Annotated in this window: 19 protein-coding genes; 6 read left to right on the top strand and 13 right to left on the bottom strand. The window is 45.4% G+C overall.

Annotated features, from left to right (window positions below; genetic code table 11):
- Window positions 1-129: 129 nt before the first annotated feature.
- The 5 genes from trpB to AC58PV_RS14300 form a co-directional block, all read right to left on the bottom strand.
- Window positions 130-1,290, bottom strand: a complete 1,161-nt coding sequence (trpB, locus tag AC58PV_RS14320) for a tryptophan synthase subunit beta (protein ID WP_497432897.1) — start codon at window positions 1,288-1,290, stop codon at window positions 130-132.
- 316 nt (window positions 1,291-1,606) lie between these two features.
- Window positions 1,607-2,074 (bottom strand): DUF8821 family protein, encoded by a 468-nt coding sequence (locus AC58PV_RS14315; RefSeq protein ID WP_068666872.1) that lies wholly within the window; start codon window positions 2,072-2,074, stop codon window positions 1,607-1,609.
- A 23-nt stretch (window positions 2,075-2,097) separates the two neighbouring features.
- A complete protein-coding gene (locus AC58PV_RS14310) occupies window positions 2,098-2,577 on the bottom strand; it encodes a GyrI-like domain-containing protein (protein WP_497432896.1) in 480 nt (159 codons plus the stop codon).
- A 60-nt stretch (window positions 2,578-2,637) separates the two neighbouring features.
- Complete coding sequence (locus AC58PV_RS14305; RefSeq protein ID WP_497432895.1) at window positions 2,638-3,060, bottom strand: DoxX family protein; 423 nt, start codon at window positions 3,058-3,060, stop codon at window positions 2,638-2,640.
- Between the two features lie 22 nt (window positions 3,061-3,082).
- Entirely contained in the window at window positions 3,083-3,562 is a 480-nt protein-coding gene (locus AC58PV_RS14300) for a GyrI-like domain-containing protein (RefSeq protein WP_497432894.1), read from the bottom strand.
- A 102-nt stretch (window positions 3,563-3,664) separates the two neighbouring features.
- Here AC58PV_RS14300 and AC58PV_RS14295 point away from each other — a divergent pair, with 102 nt between their 5' ends.
- The 4 genes from AC58PV_RS14295 (at window position 3,665) to AC58PV_RS14280 (ending at window position 9,528) form a co-directional block, all read left to right on the top strand.
- The gene (locus AC58PV_RS14295; protein WP_497432893.1) at window positions 3,665-4,630 is read left to right on the top strand and encodes a helix-turn-helix transcriptional regulator; all 966 of its coding nucleotides are present in this window, start codon (window positions 3,665-3,667) and stop codon (window positions 4,628-4,630) included.
- A 91-nt stretch (window positions 4,631-4,721) separates the two neighbouring features.
- Window positions 4,722-6,368: a helix-turn-helix domain-containing protein gene (locus tag AC58PV_RS14290; protein WP_497432892.1), complete on the top strand. Its 1,647-nt coding sequence runs from the start codon at window positions 4,722-4,724 to the stop codon at window positions 6,366-6,368.
- Window positions 6,369-6,444: 76 nt separating this feature from the next.
- Window positions 6,445-7,431, top strand: a complete 987-nt coding sequence (locus AC58PV_RS14285) for an ABC transporter substrate-binding protein (protein ID WP_497432891.1) — start codon at window positions 6,445-6,447, stop codon at window positions 7,429-7,431.
- A gap of 183 nt (window positions 7,432-7,614) precedes the next feature.
- The gene (locus tag AC58PV_RS14280; protein WP_497432890.1) at window positions 7,615-9,528 is read left to right on the top strand and encodes an ATP-binding protein; all 1,914 of its coding nucleotides are present in this window, start codon (window positions 7,615-7,617) and stop codon (window positions 9,526-9,528) included.
- Here the strand turns inward: AC58PV_RS14280 and AC58PV_RS14275 are convergent.
- The 5 genes from AC58PV_RS14275 to AC58PV_RS14255 form a co-directional block, all read right to left on the bottom strand.
- The gene (locus tag AC58PV_RS14275) at window positions 9,500-9,742 is read right to left on the bottom strand and encodes an NHLP leader peptide family RiPP precursor (RefSeq protein ID WP_497432889.1); all 243 of its coding nucleotides are present in this window, start codon (window positions 9,740-9,742) and stop codon (window positions 9,500-9,502) included. The two genes, AC58PV_RS14280 and AC58PV_RS14275, sit on opposite strands and share 29 nt — an antisense overlap.
- A 219-nt stretch (window positions 9,743-9,961) precedes the next feature.
- Window positions 9,962-10,213: an NHLP leader peptide family RiPP precursor gene (locus tag AC58PV_RS14270; RefSeq protein WP_497432888.1), complete on the bottom strand. Its 252-nt coding sequence runs from the start codon at window positions 10,211-10,213 to the stop codon at window positions 9,962-9,964.
- Between the two features lie 232 nt (window positions 10,214-10,445).
- On the bottom strand, window positions 10,446-10,697 hold the full coding sequence (locus tag AC58PV_RS14265; protein WP_497432887.1) for an NHLP leader peptide family RiPP precursor: 252 nt from the start codon (window positions 10,695-10,697) through the stop codon (window positions 10,446-10,448).
- Between the two features lie 76 nt (window positions 10,698-10,773).
- Window positions 10,774-11,715, bottom strand: coding sequence for a hypothetical protein (locus AC58PV_RS14260; RefSeq protein WP_497432886.1), 942 nt, complete (start codon window positions 11,713-11,715; stop codon window positions 10,774-10,776).
- 61 nt (window positions 11,716-11,776) lie between these two features.
- On the bottom strand, window positions 11,777-12,139 hold the full coding sequence (locus tag AC58PV_RS14255; protein WP_497432885.1) for a helix-turn-helix domain-containing protein: 363 nt from the start codon (window positions 12,137-12,139) through the stop codon (window positions 11,777-11,779).
- Window positions 12,140-12,273: 134 nt separating this feature from the next.
- On the opposite strand from AC58PV_RS14255, the gene AC58PV_RS14250 reads away from it, so the two are divergent.
- Window positions 12,274-12,912, top strand: a complete 639-nt coding sequence (locus tag AC58PV_RS14250) for a nitroreductase family protein (RefSeq protein WP_497432884.1) — start codon at window positions 12,274-12,276, stop codon at window positions 12,910-12,912.
- 87 nt (window positions 12,913-12,999) lie between these two features.
- On the opposite strand, the gene AC58PV_RS14245 is transcribed toward AC58PV_RS14250, so the two are convergent.
- Window positions 13,000-14,100: an FAD-dependent monooxygenase gene (locus AC58PV_RS14245; protein ID WP_497432883.1), complete on the bottom strand. Its 1,101-nt coding sequence runs from the start codon at window positions 14,098-14,100 to the stop codon at window positions 13,000-13,002.
- An 81-nt stretch (window positions 14,101-14,181) separates the two neighbouring features.
- Window positions 14,182-14,541, bottom strand: a complete 360-nt coding sequence (locus AC58PV_RS14240; protein WP_497432882.1) for a DoxX family protein — start codon at window positions 14,539-14,541, stop codon at window positions 14,182-14,184.
- 154 nt (window positions 14,542-14,695) lie between these two features.
- Between AC58PV_RS14240 and AC58PV_RS14235 the strand changes: the two genes are divergently transcribed.
- Entirely contained in the window at window positions 14,696-15,307 is a 612-nt protein-coding gene (locus AC58PV_RS14235) for a TetR/AcrR family transcriptional regulator (protein WP_497432881.1), read from the top strand.
- Between the two features lie 133 nt (window positions 15,308-15,440).
- Here the strand turns inward: AC58PV_RS14235 and AC58PV_RS14230 are convergent, their stop codons facing one another.
- Window positions 15,441-16,664, bottom strand: a complete 1,224-nt coding sequence (locus AC58PV_RS14230; protein WP_497433108.1) for an MFS transporter — start codon at window positions 16,662-16,664, stop codon at window positions 15,441-15,443.
- Between the last annotated feature and the right edge of the window lie 127 nt (window positions 16,665-16,791).

The following is a 16,791-nucleotide window of genomic DNA, read 5'->3' as shown; positions in this document are numbered from 1 at the left end:
CCAAACAATTCGTCATAATCGATAAAAATGCGAAGCACCCGAGAAACGAGAAAAGGACGTCCCGTTGGACGTCCTTTCCTTCATGCAAGTCTGCGTACGTGTATTGTACTAACTGATGCATCCGTTACATTATTTCAGCATTTGATACACTTGCTCAACATCCTTATCCCCACGACCAGACAGATTAACGATAATAATCTGATCTTGACTCATTGTCGGTGCCAGCTTCTTCGCGTATGCAACCGCATGTGCACTTTCTAGTGCTGGGATAATTCCCTCCGTGCGGGACAGCTCTTGGAAGGCTTCCAACACTTCCTCGTTGGTGACCGTTGCGTATTCTCCGCGGCCCGTCACCTTCAGATGGCTATGCTCCGGCCCAATACCTGGGTAATCAAGTCCCGCAGCGATCGAATACGTTTTCTTCGGTTGACCTTCTTCGTCTAGCAACACTAGACATTTAAAGCCGTGAATGATACTCGGGACACCTTGCGTTAAGGATGGTGCTTGATCCGGCTCAACACCGATCAGGCGAACAGTCGGTTCATCTATGTAGTGAGCGAATGCGCCAATTGCATTGCTACCGCCACCTGCGCAAGCGACAACCGCATCTGGTAAACGGCCTTCTTTTTCCACAATCTGACGCTTCGATTCTTCACTAATAATAGCCTGGAAGTGCTTGACCATCGTCGGAAACGGATGTGGACCCACTGCCGAACCGAGCAAATAAAATGTATTTGCATAATTGCGAACTAGATCGTCCAGCGCCGCATCTACGGCATCCTTCAATCTGCCTTGGCCATTATGAACCGGTACGACCGTTGCCCCAAGCAACTCCATGCGGAACACATTTAGCGGTTGCCGGCGCGTATCTTCAGCTCCCATGTAGATGACACAGTCCATTTCAAACATTGCGCACGCTGTTGCTGTAGCCACACCATGCTGACCCGCACCCGTCTCGGCAATGATCCGCTTAGCACCCATTCGCTTAGCAAGCAGAATTTGGCCAATGGCATTGTTGATCTTATGCGCTCCGGTATGATTCAAATCCTCGCGCTTTAAGTAAATTTTCGGTCCTCCCCAAGCTTTGGTCAAGCGCTCTGCATAGGTCAGCGGATTCTCGCGACCGACATACTCGCTCAAGTAATAGCGAAGCTCTTCCTTAAACTCTGGGTCGTCTTTAAACTTATTGAACTGCTCACTCAAATAATTCAACACTTCCTGCAATTCTGGTGGAACGAAGCTCCCGCCAAACTCTCCAAAGTATCCCTCTTGCTGCAACTGTTGATTCATAAGTAAGCGCCTCCATCGATTATAATAGGAATGATACTCTCTTAAACATATTACCATAATTTGCCCATGACGTATTTAAAAGAACATAGGATGACAAGCCCTCCTAGCTCGGCTGCAGAGTAAAATAAAGAGCACCCTACGTGGGTGCCCCTACATAAAACCTGATCCGTTCTACATCTCCTCGGCCTGACGACTCAAGAACCGCCGAACTGATTCATCTGCGCTTAAGCCAATCGCACGGCTATACGCTGACTGAGCTTCTTCCTTGCGATGTAGCCCCTTGTACAAATGCCCAGCCCGCGCCCAATAAGACGTCTTAATACTGCCCTTTAATCACGAAGAACGAACCTCGAATCGTCCCAGCAAGTTTGGACTTCTGTCTAGCAAATTTAAACTTCTTCTCTTCCAACTCTTTAGGCACTTCCATCCCCTCCGAAAGCTTAAAACCAACGGCCCGCTTCTTAGGATCATCAACCGTATACATAACATTGATCCCAAGGCCATCCTCGTAGAAGACGTAGGTGAATTGGATATTTTCTACTTGAAAACGCGCCGTTTCTAACGGTTTGGCTGCAAACTCAATACCGCGTTCTTCTTTCAGAACTCGGTTCGCATACGCAAGGGCCTCCTGGCTTTCGCCAGCGGGTACAACCGTAAATTCATGCTTATATTTATTCATAAAGTAACGGGCTTCATTAGCTCGTAGACCTGCAAGCGACTCCGCAACTGGGGAAGATTCTAAACCAGCTGTAGACACATTTTTAAAATCAACGATCTGAGACACGCTAATCCCTCCTAGAATCTCGCTTATTTCCGAACAACAGGAATCCATACTTCGCCATAGACGAGGCCGTCTCGCTGTCCCATCTCAACTGTTGCATTAGGCCCGCCAACATAGGCAAAATCGTCCGCTGTCGGCAAGACTTGACCAAATGCAATGCCAGTTAGCTTATTCCCTAACTCATCCGCAGTCTTTCCTTCGCCTTTAACGATGAGGTACTCCCCCTTAGGGAATTGAATAACTCTGTGTTCTTCCGGAACCGTTGCTCCTGTCATAACCCCAGCGTAATACATCATCTTATAGTTGACCGCTTCGTTCACGGCAAAAATGTAATCATTCGTGGCAATAGCCTTCAATGCATCAAGTCTTCCATCCTGCTCTACTTCCCGCCAAAAACTTTCCTTCTCCTTATTTATACCAGCATAATCCGTGTAATTGCTCTTCAACTCCGTGCCAATACCTAGAACGATAAAGCTGTCTTTTTCCTCAAGGGTATACGTTGCCATGATTAATTCTCCTTTATATACATGAATTTTACCTTTATTTTACACTAGATCCTACACGCATTAAAGTTTGCGGCTATTCGGGCGAAGTGCCCAAGAAGCGATGCCAAGAGCAGCATAGAAAAGCGGAAGAATCATATGAAATCCGTAATCCCCGTAATCGTTAGCGAACGCATGAGATAAAGCTGCACCCGTCATTAGAAAAAAGATACCGCTATACGCCCATTCCTTCAACCGCGGGAAACCTGGCATTACGATCGCAATGACGCCAAGTAATTTCCAAGCTCCGAGAATATTCGTGATATACAACGGGAATCCAATATCGGTCACTAAATCAACATTTCCCCCATAGCGCATTAGTTGCCCGACACCACTTAATGCAATCGAGAATGCAAGGATGATGGTGACGGTCCAATAAGCGGTTATCCTTCCAATAGAGCGGGATGCTACTTTCGCCATTTTCTCATTACCTAGGATCGTACTCATATTCATTCCTCCTCTATTCTTCTTACTTCTTAATAACAGGAATCCACATTTCCCCAGATACAAAGCCGTTATGATGCCCCATCTCCACCGTTGCATTAGGACCGCCAACATAGGCAAAATCGTCCGCTGCTGGCAACACTTGACCAAAAGCAATGCCCGTAAGCATACTGCTCAATTCATTCGCCGTCTTCCCTTCACCTGAAATTACAAGGTATTGTCCCTTAGGGAATTGAATCATCCTGTGCTCTTCCGATGTCGATGCTCCTGTCATAACGCCCGCATAATACATCCGCTTTTGATTTACCGCCTCGTTCACAGCAAAGATATAAGGGTTCGTCGCAACTGCCTTTAAAGCGTCTAGCCTTCCGTCCTGCTCGACTTCCAGCCAGAAATTTTCTTTCTCCTTATTCATGCCCACATAGTCCGTGTAATCACTCTTCAACTCTGTTCCAATTCCAAGAACGATAAAGCTTTCTTTTTCCTCAAGCGTATACGTTGTCATCGTCTAAGCTCCTTTTCTATTGATTGTTTGTTGGTGTTTTCACTTCATACGTTTATAATAACTATTAATCATGTCAAAATATGATACTGTTTAGGGGGCCCGATGCGAAAAGTCGAACGCATTAATATCATCATGCGGTACATCAACAACCGCGCCCATTTTACCATTTCTGAAATCATGCAGGAATTTCATATCTCTCGTTCTACGGCTATCCGCGATATCAGAGAAATTGAGACCATGGGAATGCCGCTTGTCGCTGAAGTTGGGAGGGACGGGGGCTATTTTGTTATGAAAAATTCCGTTCTTCCGACTGTCCGCTTTACCGATAATGAGATTAAAGCTCTTTTTATCGCCTTCATGGCCACAAGAAATCTACAGCTCCCCTATCTCAAGAGTCGTCAATCGTTAGCTGAGAAACTACTCGGACTGATCTCGACCAATCAACAAGATGATCTTGTGTTGTTAAATCAAATCCTGCTATTTGAAGGAACCAACCCTCATAATCCCGACTTGCTCGATCTGTCAGATATCCCTCTTCCTATGTTAGAACAGCTCATCCAACTCATTCTATCGGAGAGCTACTTAGTCGTTTCCGTCGAAGAAGGCAGCGTAATAAGGACTTATTCCATTTATGTATTGCACTTATATCGGGAGAAAAGCTCTTGGCAAATTGAAGGCTTTGACCTGGAGGAAGAGAAGCGGCGGATTATCCCTGTCGACAATCTCACTGATGTTACACCGTACTCTGAGAAGAAAAGAATCAGCAAGAAGAAGATTATAGAACTATTAAGCAAGCAGGAAAAAGCCATTAATCTTGTCCTTGAACTAGGTCCAAAGGCGATAGCTCAGTACAAAAAGTATCATCCGTTAGATATGTCAATTTCATATACGAATCCTTATCAGAGTACCGCTATTTTAAAAACGTTCATCCATACACATCATTCCGATGAATTGAGTGAAATCATAAATTGGCTGCTTTTCTTAGGTGGAGATATGAAGATCAGAGAAATGCCGAAAGAGGTTGTTGAAGGTTTACAGGGGCGGTTGTCCTTTATAGAGAATAAATAAAATGATCTCTTTGGATGCTCTTTGCGTCAACCCATCCATCATTTATACTAATAATGAAGAAGACGCATCATAGAAGGAGCTGGCACTCGTTATGGAGCATTCAGGGCTTCCTGTTCTCAAAAACATGTCACTGTACACAGAAGCTGGGCATACCGAGGGCTTTCACTATCATCGGGATGCTTATAGTTTATTATTTATACATGCACGTTCCGTTATACTTACGATTAACAACCAAACACATAGGCTTGAGGGGATCGGTTGTGTAAACCTACCACCTCGTACGTCTATTCATATACAAAGTGAAGATCTGATAGAGGACCTTCCATCATCCACCGAGCAGCTTCGTTTCTATGCCTGCAACTACGAATGGATCTGCGAGGATTCATCCACAGACGCTTCGTTCATGCCGATGCTGGCGAAACTGAGCCATTCCGTTCTGCTAGATCAAGTGTCCTCTCTATACGATTCCTACGAAAATCGACTGTATAACAGCCTATCACAGCGTCTCCCTCTACAGGCTCAATTCCTTTCCCTATTCGCTGATGCATGCTGGGCACTTGAACAGCCCGATTCCCTTTCTTTTACGCAACCGCTGGACGGTATTAGTCAGGTCATTTCTTATTTGCATACGCACTATGAGCGGAAAATCAAACGAGAAGATGTGGTACGCCTATCCGGTTTAAGCCTGCGGCAATTCACGTTAAGCTTTAAGCAGCGCACCGGCACTACCTTTACCGAATATCTGAATCGTATACGCATCGATAGGGTTAAGACTATTTTATTGCAAACCCCACAATCGTTAAACGAAGTTGCCCGTGAAGTGGGTTATGCCGATGAGTTCTATTTAAGCCGTAAATTCAAGCAAGTCACAGGGGTGTCCCCTACCATCTATTTACGTAAACCGCATACGATTGCATCCCTAGACCATGCCTTTACCTTGGACTTGCTCTCACTTGGCGTTAAGCCTACAGCAGCCATTACAGATACTTGGGTGAATGATCAGTTTCAGCAATTGCAAGGCTCACGTTCGTTTCAACCGCTCTATTGGGAAACCGAGCATGCGAGACGGCTGCAGGTACTTCAGAACGTCAAGCCTGATATCATTTTGCTGCCTCTAATAGAAGGCGATGAATACGAACAAATGGAACACTATCACCAATCTGGGCTGGTTATACAGATACCGTGGCGCGGTGTGACTTGGAAACAGCATTTTATGAATGTTGCCCAGATCACGGGTACGGAGCAGCACGCACGCGACTGGTTGGACTCCTTCGATCATCGAGCAGGAGAAGTACGGGAAGCTTTGTGTCGACTACTAGGTCCGCACGCGACAGTTGCCATCATCAATGTGCGCAGCAATCGCTCACTAATCTATGCGTACGGGTACATGGGAGCTGACTTACTCTATGACATTTTGCAGCTGACCCGCCCTCGCGTTGTTGCTTCTATGTACGCGCAAGGGTTAGAGCATCCTGAGTTTTCTATCCCGGAATTAACTCGTTTCGATGCCGATCATTACTTTGTATCCATTGAGAATAATCAAGCAGCTAAGCAACGTGCAGTGACCATGATGAGAAGCCCCGAGTGGCTTGCCTTAACCGCTGGGAAGCAACAATGTGTCTATCCCGTGGAGATGACCAAATGGTACGGATATGGGCCCGCCGCCCTAGATGCCCAACTAAATGATGTCATCCATTACCTTCTGCCCAATTATCCAAAGAAACAGAGAATAATCTGACATGTACATGGAGGAATGATCTTGTTATCATTGTAAATGAGAATGAGAATCATTATATATGGGAGGGCGCTAGGTAATGGGTAGAAAGAGAATCATGTTCATTTGTTTCATCGTCATCATGATGGTTGGGGGAACTGTCGCTTGCAGTAATGCGAAAGAATCCGGCAGTGCCGCGGGAACACCAACGGCCACTAATCAAGCAGCAGACGCTACGAAGGAAACGAGTAAGCCAAGTACAGAGGCGAAAACTCGATCCTATAAACATATGTCAGGTACCTCCGAAATTCCTGTCAAACCAGAACGTGTAGTCACGGACTGGTATTATGGCCAACTCGTTGCCATTGGGCTTAAGCCTGTGGGTACAGATGATTTCGTACTCAAGAATCATCCGTTCATTAAGAAGGACGGCACGGAGAGCATTGGGCAATCGCTGGAGAAGATCGTTGAGTTGCAGCCCGATCTCATTATTTCCTGGGGAGCTTCGAAATACGATAATTACTCCAAGATCGCTCCAACCGTTCCGTTGGAACTAAGTGGTGGACCTAAGGATTCTGTACGCATCTTTGGAGATATTCTAGGGCGGAAAGCAGAAGCGGAGCAATGGATTACGCAATTTGATGCAAAAGTAGAAACAGCTCGTAAGAAAGTTTCCAGTAAAATTAGCAAGGATGAAACATTCACCATCTTCAACATTTGGAAAAATAAACTTCGCGTATATGGGTTTGTGAATATGGGCGGCTACGCGTTGTATGATGGTCTTCAAGTAACTCCTGCTCCCAATGTAGAGAAAGAATTCCGCAATGCCAAAGAGTGGTATCGTGAGATCTCTTACGAAGTGCTGCCGGAATTTGCAGGCGATCACATTATCTTGACGACCTATGACCCTGATGGCACTTCGACTGTTCTTAAAGAGCTGGAGAGCAGCCCTCTCTGGAAAAACCTAAAAGCGGTCAAGAACGGAAACGTCCACTTAGTTAACTATAATTACTTGTATAACGATGATCCGATTGCCGTCGAGAATCAAATCGATATCTTGGCTGATGCCATTCTGGCTGGCCGATAAAATGTAATGCTGTAACCCAAATAGAGACCCTCTTCTATCCGTTCGTATACGGTTGTGAAGTGGGTCTTTTGGCGTATCGATGGATTTGTAAAATTTTGTCGGCAACGAAAGGGTTACTATACAATTTTGTCGAATTCATAGGCAGACATGAAAATTCTGGGTTGTTCCCCACGAGGTGCGCAAATGAAGCGTTTTCACTTGATTTTGTTACTACTCACATTGGGCGGCGCTGCCTTTTTGGCATTGCTCTTGTATCCCCATTTAAGTTCATCAGAGGATTCCGCCAGTACTCCAATAACCACTTGGAAAGTGCAATGGATTCCTGTTGGATCTCCAGAAAGCACCTCTCCAGACGTAGATGGGGAGTGGCTGTCTGCTACGGTTGGAGAACCATTTGTTACCATTCCCAAAGAGAAGGTCGGAGCGTGGATTCACCTAACTGTCCCACCGACGTCCAACTTGTCCAAACCTGGTCTGTATATTGAACGCCTTTACGCCATGAACGTAATGATATATGAGAACGGTAAGCCTGTCTATCAGGTTAATCGCAGCTTTGACTTCGAGCGCACCTTTCTCCAACTGCCGCTCGACCATACTGAGATAGCCAGCGATCTCTATCTACGGCTCACGGCGAAGGAACGGGCAGGTATCACCAGTGATATCCAACTTGGCGAGCTTCCCCAAAATTCCCGGCATGCCGTCCGTAAGGAACTGCCTAACCTGTTGCTAGGAGGAGGCTTCATTTTCCTGTCGCTTCTGATGCTCCTCTGCTCTTGGTACCTGAACCGGGCCCTACGCAGCACCGCTCTGGCGCTTACCCTATTCGTCATGTGCAGCGGCATACTGATTATGACCTATTCAGCTATGCCTTACTACTATTTCCCTGAACTTGGGCACTTTTTCGTATTTACATTTGATATGTCTATTTATATTTTATTTCCTGCCCTGTTGTACTTCGTCACCCACATATTCGAAGGCCGGTATCCATGGATCAAGCGGGTGTTCCACTGGCTTGTCGTCTATTATTTAATTAGCTTCTCCGTTATGGTATGTTATAAGATTATTGGAGCTCCCTTGTATTTTTTTTACGGGCTTTTAACTTTCTGGCTGGGTGCACCGCTCATTATCGGACAACTAATTCTTATTAGTATCCTCGCCTTTCGGAACGCCATGCAGAACCCCAATTCCCTTATCCTCTCCTTGGGAATTCTAATCCTTGCCCTTTCCGGTTTGACGGATATCTTACTTTTGTACGCGATTGATACATCTTATGTATTCAATTTATGGAAGCTTGGCATCATTATTCTGATCGCTTCCCTGGTGATGATCCTGAACCGCCGCATTGCATCAGACTATGCCCGGCTCCTGTCCTATTCCAAGGAATTGGAGCTTTACAATCACCAACTACAGCGGACAGAGAAAATGCAAATTATCAGCGAGCTGGCCGCATCCATTGCCCATGAGGTACGCAACCCCCTTCAGGTCACAAGAGGCTTTTTGCAGTTGCTCTCGGGGAAATCAGTAGAGCATAACAAGTCCTATTTTACCTTAGCCATTCAGGAGCTGGATCGGGCGTCAGGCATTATATCCGACTTTCTGACCTTTGCGAAACCAGAGCTAGACACCCTGGTAGAGCTGAATTTACAGCATGAACTCGCACAGATCGAAACCATGATGACGCCGCTGGTCTTGATGAACAATGGGGAGCTGGAGGTCCACGTGCCTGAACCTCAAATCATTCTAGGCAACTCATCTAAGTTCAAGCAGGCATTCATTAACATCATCAAGAATAGCATTGAGTCCCTTCATGAAGAAGGCCACATTACTGTCACCGCCTTGGCTGAGGGAGGAAACGTAGTGATCCGCATTGCAGATAACGGCGAAGGCATGAATCCAGAGCAGGTAGCGAAACTAGGAGAGCCGTACTACTCAACGAAAACCAAAGGAACTGGCCTCGGCCTGATGGTTACTTTCCGTATCATTGAAGTGATGGAGGGTAGTTTGGAATTCCATAGTGAAAAAGGAAAAGGAACCGAAGCCATCGTTCGGTTCCCTCTCATTTCCAATCCTAGGACCAAGAAAACTGCACATTATTAGATTTCGATTGATCCACTTCCTCCGGTTGCGGTGGAATGACCAAGGCATAATGAGCTGGTGTTTCTGCCAGCACACTCAACTCAATATCTTCAGGAACTTCAATTCCGAAGTCCTGTTTCAACGCACTACGGGGATCTGACAACAAGCGTGCTTTGAAATCTGCGTCTTCCCAAGCTTTCTTAATGATCTTCACTTTCAATGTATCCATGGACATGACAACACAACCCTTCAAAATATTAGGATATCTGCATCCTCATAATACCACGGAACTAGATCTTTTGTACCATTATTAACCATAAGTCGACAAATAAATTTTAAATCCGCCATCATTCAACAGTTCAATGCTAAGAGGGATGGCGGGTATGTACTCTGGAATTAGTGGAAAAAGAAAAGGAACCGAAGCCATCCTTCGATTCCCTCTTGTTTTCCAACCCTAATTCCAAGAAGCCATTTGCGGTTGTACTTCAGTAGGTGTCAAACCATCCAATTCTTCTGGTTTCGGTGGAATAATTAGCGCATACTTATTTGGTGTTACCGCCATCACTTGCAGCTCAATACCTTCAGGAATTTTATGTCCGAATTCCTGCTGTAATGCACTACGAGGATCTGCCAGCAATCGTGCCTTGAAATCCTCATCCTCCCAAGCTTTTTTGATGATATTCACTTTCAACGTATCGATGGACATGGTGACACTACCTTCCAAATATTAGAATGTTATTGCATCTTTATATTACCATAGAACTAGATCCCTTGTACCAACATTATCCATTTAATTAAATAAATTGCTTTTTGATCCTAAACCCTTGTGCTGCAAGCTCAGAGCGATGCCGAAAGGGAAATTTAGAGAGAGAGCACTCTGGAATTCCATAGTAAAAAAAGAACCGAAGCCATCGTCCGGTTCCCCCTCGTTTCCAACATTAGCTCCAAGTAACCATCTGCGGTTGTCCCTCAGTAACTGTCAATCCATCCAAATCCTCCGGTTTCGGAGGAATAATCAGCGCATACTTAGTAGGTGTTACCGCCATCACTTGCAGCTCAATACCTTCAGGAATTTCATGTCCGAATTCCTGCTGCAGCGCGCTACGAGGATCCGCAAGCAATCGCGCCTTGAAATCCTCATCTTCCCAAGCTTTCTTGATGATATTCACTTTCAACGTATCGATGGACATGACAACACTACCTTCCAAATATTAGGATGTAATTGCATCTTCATATTACCATAGAACTAGATAGCTTGTACCATTTTTAACCATTTGCTGCTAAATAAATTGAAAACCCGCCATCATTTAACAACCTATCATAGCGATCTTTGATCTCATTTGCTTTAAACTGCAAGCTTTGTGCGATGGTAGATGCGAAGATCTGGAGAGATGCGGGAGCATCCTTCATGCCGCTCAACTGATCCGCATAACCGCTTGCAAGGGTCCCAAACTCTCCTAAGGCCATCTCACGATAAATGCTGCGCTTCACCATACTCTCATCCAAAACTTCGCCTGCCTCTAGCTGAAGATTCTCTTGCAACAACACTAGGAAAGCATTACAAGAGGCCGTCGGTAAATCCTCCAGCCAATCTGTCCAGTCATCGGCGAGCTGGAGTACTGCAAGAGCCAAATCGATAGCCGTCTCCATAGCCCCAATCTCTTGGCCCCGTCCGGCTTGGAGCAACAGTGCTGCAGCGCACAGCTTCACCGGAGCAGCCTTGCGGGCTAATCGGCCAGGATCCCGAGGGTCCATAGGCTCGTCCGCCTCACGATACATAGCATCTGCCCATTCCGCCAAATAGCGATTATAACAAGACCACAGGTGAGAGTCTCCTGAGAAACACCGCTGATAAGCCTCCAAGAACCGTTGATTTAGTAGCGTGCTGAGGGCCAGGGAACGCCGAACCTCCCTCTGCTCATCCATGACATCGTCCAAGAGAAAGAAGGACACCATCCCGTATAAATTCCCTACCGCTAATTCGCGACACAGCTCGATCGGACTCCCCAAAGTCTCTCCAACCCAATACGGGAGCAGGTAGCTGATCATATTAGGCCCCTCGTTGTCCTTTCTATTCAAAGGATGGCACTTGCCCAGAAGCGCCAAAGCTTGCTCCTTTAAATCCCCCGGCAGCGTCTGCAATTGAGCCGAGGCCTCCCCGAAGATCTGGACAATCTCATCGCTATATTGATCGATTAATTGGTTCATGGCTAGGAATCAGATCCTCTCTTATTGTGAAAATAAGTAACAAAAACATTTCATGCCACGGTTAATGCTCATAGTTGCATCGGGTCTGAAACTTTGCCTTACCTTCTAACACATTCGTTAAGAATGTTTTGGATGCTTCCAATTTTGCCTCTAGCTCCTGGATATATGTAATTTTCTCCGTAACCAACGCTTTCTTCTCGGTATCTGAACTCTCATGGATGAGTACAATTAATTCCTGAATGGTAAAACCTAACGTGAGCAGCATTCTTACATCCTGCAAATATTCAACCACCTCTTCATCGTATACGCGATAATTATTTTCATCCCTGGAAAGAAACTGTTCCGGAATCAATTGTTTGCGTTCATAGAATCGCAAGGTGGATATGGGCAGCCCTGTCAGCTTAGAAACTTCATTCGCTTTCATCACTATTCCCCTTCTTATTCTTACAAATAATTCATGCTTGCTATGAACCAAGGTTCATAGTTCATACTAACAACATGATAACCAATGACATCACAACTGTCAAAACAATTGGTGACATCCAAAGGAGAGATTACATGCTGGAACACATTCAAAATAACGATTTCATCAACATTATTACAGGCCGTCGTTCCGTTCGACTTTATGATGAGAACATTCCCATTCCAAAAGAAGAATTGCAAGCGATCATTCAAGAAGCGAGTTTAGCGCCTTCATCTGCAAATATACAGCCTTGGCGTGTCATCGTCGTTCACTCTCCTGAAGGGAAAGGCAAACTTCGGCCTCTTGTGCAATTCAATACGCAACAAAATGATACATCAGCCGCGATGCTCATTGTTATGGGCGATACGCAGAGTGAACAATATGTAGAAGAAATTTATAATACGGCTGTTGAACAAGGAAAAATGCCTAAAGATGTACGCGACAAGCAGGTGACACAAATTATGAGCATGTTTCCTCATATACCTAAGGATTTAAAGATCGAAATTGCCAAAATCGATGCAAGTTTATTTGCCATGCAACTGATGCTAGTAGCCCGTGCACATGGGTATGACACCAATCCAATGGCAGGCTTTGAACGCGATAAAGTTATTCGTACATTTGATCTGGATGATGAACGGTATGTACCGGTCATGATCCTCTCCATCGGGAAGGCCAAAGAAGAGGGTCATGAATCTGTGCGTTTGCCTAGTGAGCGAATTACCTTTTGGCGGTAATATCAATCTACATTGCCTATTGAACAGAGAAAGTCGGACCGGTAACCGGCCCGACTTTCCTCATTTCATGAACAATACCAAATCTTTTTACAAATCGTACCCTTCTTGCGAATTTCTTTGGCGAATGGCTTCCTCCGTTCGTGGAACAAGGAAATCTACGAATTGTGCCGCGTTTGCTTGCACTTCCTCAATGAAAGGACGGAAACTCTTGTTGTAAGCTTGGAACGCACGTTCATAATCACCATCGCATTTCTGAAAAGCAGCCGCCAACGCGGCTGCACCATCTATGGCAAGTGATCCACCCATGCCCGCAGCCGGAGAGGCGCAGTACCCCGCATCACCGACAAGTGCTACCCTGCCTTTTGTCCACGATGGCATTTTCATTTGGCATAGCTTATCAAAGTAAAAAGTTTGCGAGTTCTTCACTTCTTCCAGCAATTCCGGCGTTCGCCAACCGAGTCCCGAAAACTGATTCATAATGATAGTCCGCTGCCCTTCTTCGTCTCGGTAGTCATAAGGGATTTCCTTCTCCGAAGAGAAGCAGAGGACGATATCAGTTTTATTGTTGTAGGTATTGAGCATGACCGCTTTGCCCGGCTCATTGTACATCTGTGTGGTATTCTCCCGAATCAACAACTTATTCACAATCGTGATAGAGAAATACGTGTTAAGAAAATGCGAGTATTCAACTTCCTCGCCGAAGCATAATTTCCTGACAGTCGAATGAATACCATCACAGCCGAATACCAGGTCATACGAGCGCTTCTGTCCCCCTTTGAAGGCTACGTTGACGCCGTTACTTGCTTCCTTCAATGAAACGATGCTCTCGCCGAAAATAAATTCCACATCATCTTTGACAGCATCGAACATGAGATTGAGCAAAACATCTCGCTCAATTTCATATTCGTCTTCGGCGAGGTCTACGCGTAATTCCACTTTTTCGGTGATATCATCTGAGTTTTTGAACTCGGTTAATTCCATATTTATTTTATTTGACTTAATTTGATCGAGCAGCCCCATACGTTTCACAATGTCGACCGTATTTTCACGAATATTTACAGGTGTTCCGCCTTTTTTGAGACCTTGGGCAATCTCAACAACGGTCACATTGAATCCCAACTGTTTCATCCAATACGCAGTTGAGATCCCAGCGAAACTCGCTCCACTCACTAAGACATTCTTTTTCATATTCGTACCCCCCTGTAATCCATTCCATGTTTAATGGTGTGATTACAGAATAGAATAGGCTTATAAACTGAATATAAACATTTACACCGATAGCCCACCCGCATTAATCATGGTTAAAACGATGATCAACAGAAGAAACACAAGCGGAGGCATCGTTTTGCCAACTGAATCCCTAACCCTTAAGTGCGCGAGAAGTGCCCCCACCATCGTAATTCCAAGCCAAATAGCACCCCAAGCGATTACATCCGAAGTCCAATAACCCCAAACAAGTGCCGCAGCTCCGACCAACTGAACAATTCCCGTTACAACGCGGAACCATTGGGGAATCCTCAGATTGTTGAATATATCAACCCAGTATTTGGCCCCAGCAATCTTAGCAGAACCCGAAAAAATATAGTACAAAATCAACAAGCTCTGAAACACGATTGAAAATATGGTCATTCGAATTACCTCCCTTTAATATCTACTGAACAAATGGTAAGTTATAATTTACCTTATGTCAAGTTATAACTTTATATTTGTAAAGTTATAACTTGACACCTTTTCAGTAACGGACTAAAATGACCTTATTAGAACAGGTGTGGAGGTTCAATATATGGGAGAAGTGCGCAATGCGGAACGCACGCAAAAGAATATTCTCGAAGCTGCACAAAGAGAGTTTTTCGACAAGGGCTTTAAAGGGGCGAGGATCGAGTCAATCGCAGAAAACGCTGGGGTAAAGAAGCAGTTGATCTATCACTACTTCAAAGGAAAAGCAGAATTGCTTGAAGCTGTTCTGGCCAACTCTGCCACTAGCGAACCAGAGTGGGTCTCGCAAATTCCAGATAACCCAGTTCATATTGCCGAGCATCGATACAAGGTCAATAGCCAGGCAAGAGCAGACTTTATTCGGTTCGCTGCTTGGGAAGCTCTTGAATCATGGGCAGAGCCCACCTCTTGGAATAAAGGAGGAGAACTTGCCCTTCAATCCTATGCCGACTACTGGAAGGTCCAAAAGGAAAATGGGCAAGTTCCGCCAGAGATCGATCCTGAACTTTTGACATTGGCATTAACCTCTTTAACTATTTATCCGATTATATTCAACAATATCACCAAGTTCCTTACTGGATACGATTCGACCAATCCCGACTTTCAAGCTAGGTGGTCAACCTTTCTAACCCAAATGAGCGAACGCCTCTTAACCAAGGAGCAAGACCCTATGAGTTAGTATCTCTTGTTGGCATAAGTTTTAGAGCCATCCGTAACCGGATGGCTCTTTGTTATCATGATGTTGCAATCCATACTTACTTTTGGATTGAAGATCGCCACAGCACGCACTATTGGAATTTTCCTCACTGGCATTACTTCTTCTCTGTCGCAAAATAAAGAATAGCCGCGATGGGAAAAGCCATTCCAATCCATAATACGGAACTCCACCCTCCTGTCGCATATGTCCATCCACCAATTGCAGATCCGATAGCACCGCCAAAAAAGAAGATGGCCATAAAAAGCCCATTTAGCCGACTGCGAATTTCTGGACTAAGCGAGAACAGTGCCCGTTGGCCAAGCACAAGATTTGCGGATACGCCGGCATCCAATAGAATAGCTGCAACGACGAGAATAATAATTCCGGTGATTGAACCCGTATGGAAGATAAGCGGCAGCAACATTGAAATGACGACAGTAACGAGTGCAATCCCTGTTGCTGATTTCGTCCAACCGCGGTCAGCTAGCCTTCCAGCTACAGGCGCGGCTACTGCACCCGCGACTCCGACAAGCGCGAACAACGCAATGTGTATCTGTGAAAAATGAAACACAGGGCCAGATAACAGTAACGGAACCGTTGTCCAGAATAAGCTGAAGGTCGCAAACACAAATGCATGATACGCAGCTCGGCGGCGCAAAATCGGGGTCGTGCGCAGCAAGCCCCACATCGAACCGAGCAGAGCGGTATATCGTGTGTCATTTGTCGGTTTTCTTTCTGGCAGCACCTTCGACAATACGATCGCCAAAATAATAATCGCTGCGGCAGACAAAGCAAATACGGCATGCCAGCTCAGAAAGTCGGCCACGACGCTAGACAACGGACGCGAGAGCATAATGCCGAGTAACAGACCGCTCATGACATTGCCGACAACGCGGCCGCGTGAAGAATCGGATGCAAGGTATGACGCAAACGGCACGAGTACCTGCGCGGCGACTGAACCTATACCGATGACAAACGAAGCCAACAAGAATGGCGCAGCTTGCTTCGACACTGCCGTAACGGCAAGAGCAACACCTGTAAGAACTAAAGATGCGACAACCAACCTTCGATTTTCAACGATATCTCCCAACGGTACAATGAATAATAATCCGACTACATAGCCTATCTGTGTTAACGTCACGATCAAGCCAGAACTGCTTGCGGATAGCCCGATGGAAGAGCTAATGACCCCAATCAAAGGCTGTGCATAGTAAAGATTAGCTACAATGACACCGCATGCGGCAGCCAGAAGGACAGTTAACCACGTTGGGATATTTTTCTCGATAGCTTGTTTTTTGTTAGCAGTCATTTTAGGCAACTCCTTATATAGAGATATAATGTGTTCTATAAATCCAATACATTCATGGGCTTTACGACAGATACGATTCCGTCCTGCTTTCTCCCCATATTTTAAATACTGAACGTATAGTTCATTAAATGGTTAACTGAATCATATACTGAACGTA

The organism is Paenibacillus sp. J22FR83, assembly GCF_059691955.1.
Note: the sequence above shows the minus strand (reverse complement) of the source record. Positions and strands in the feature narration are given on the sequence as shown.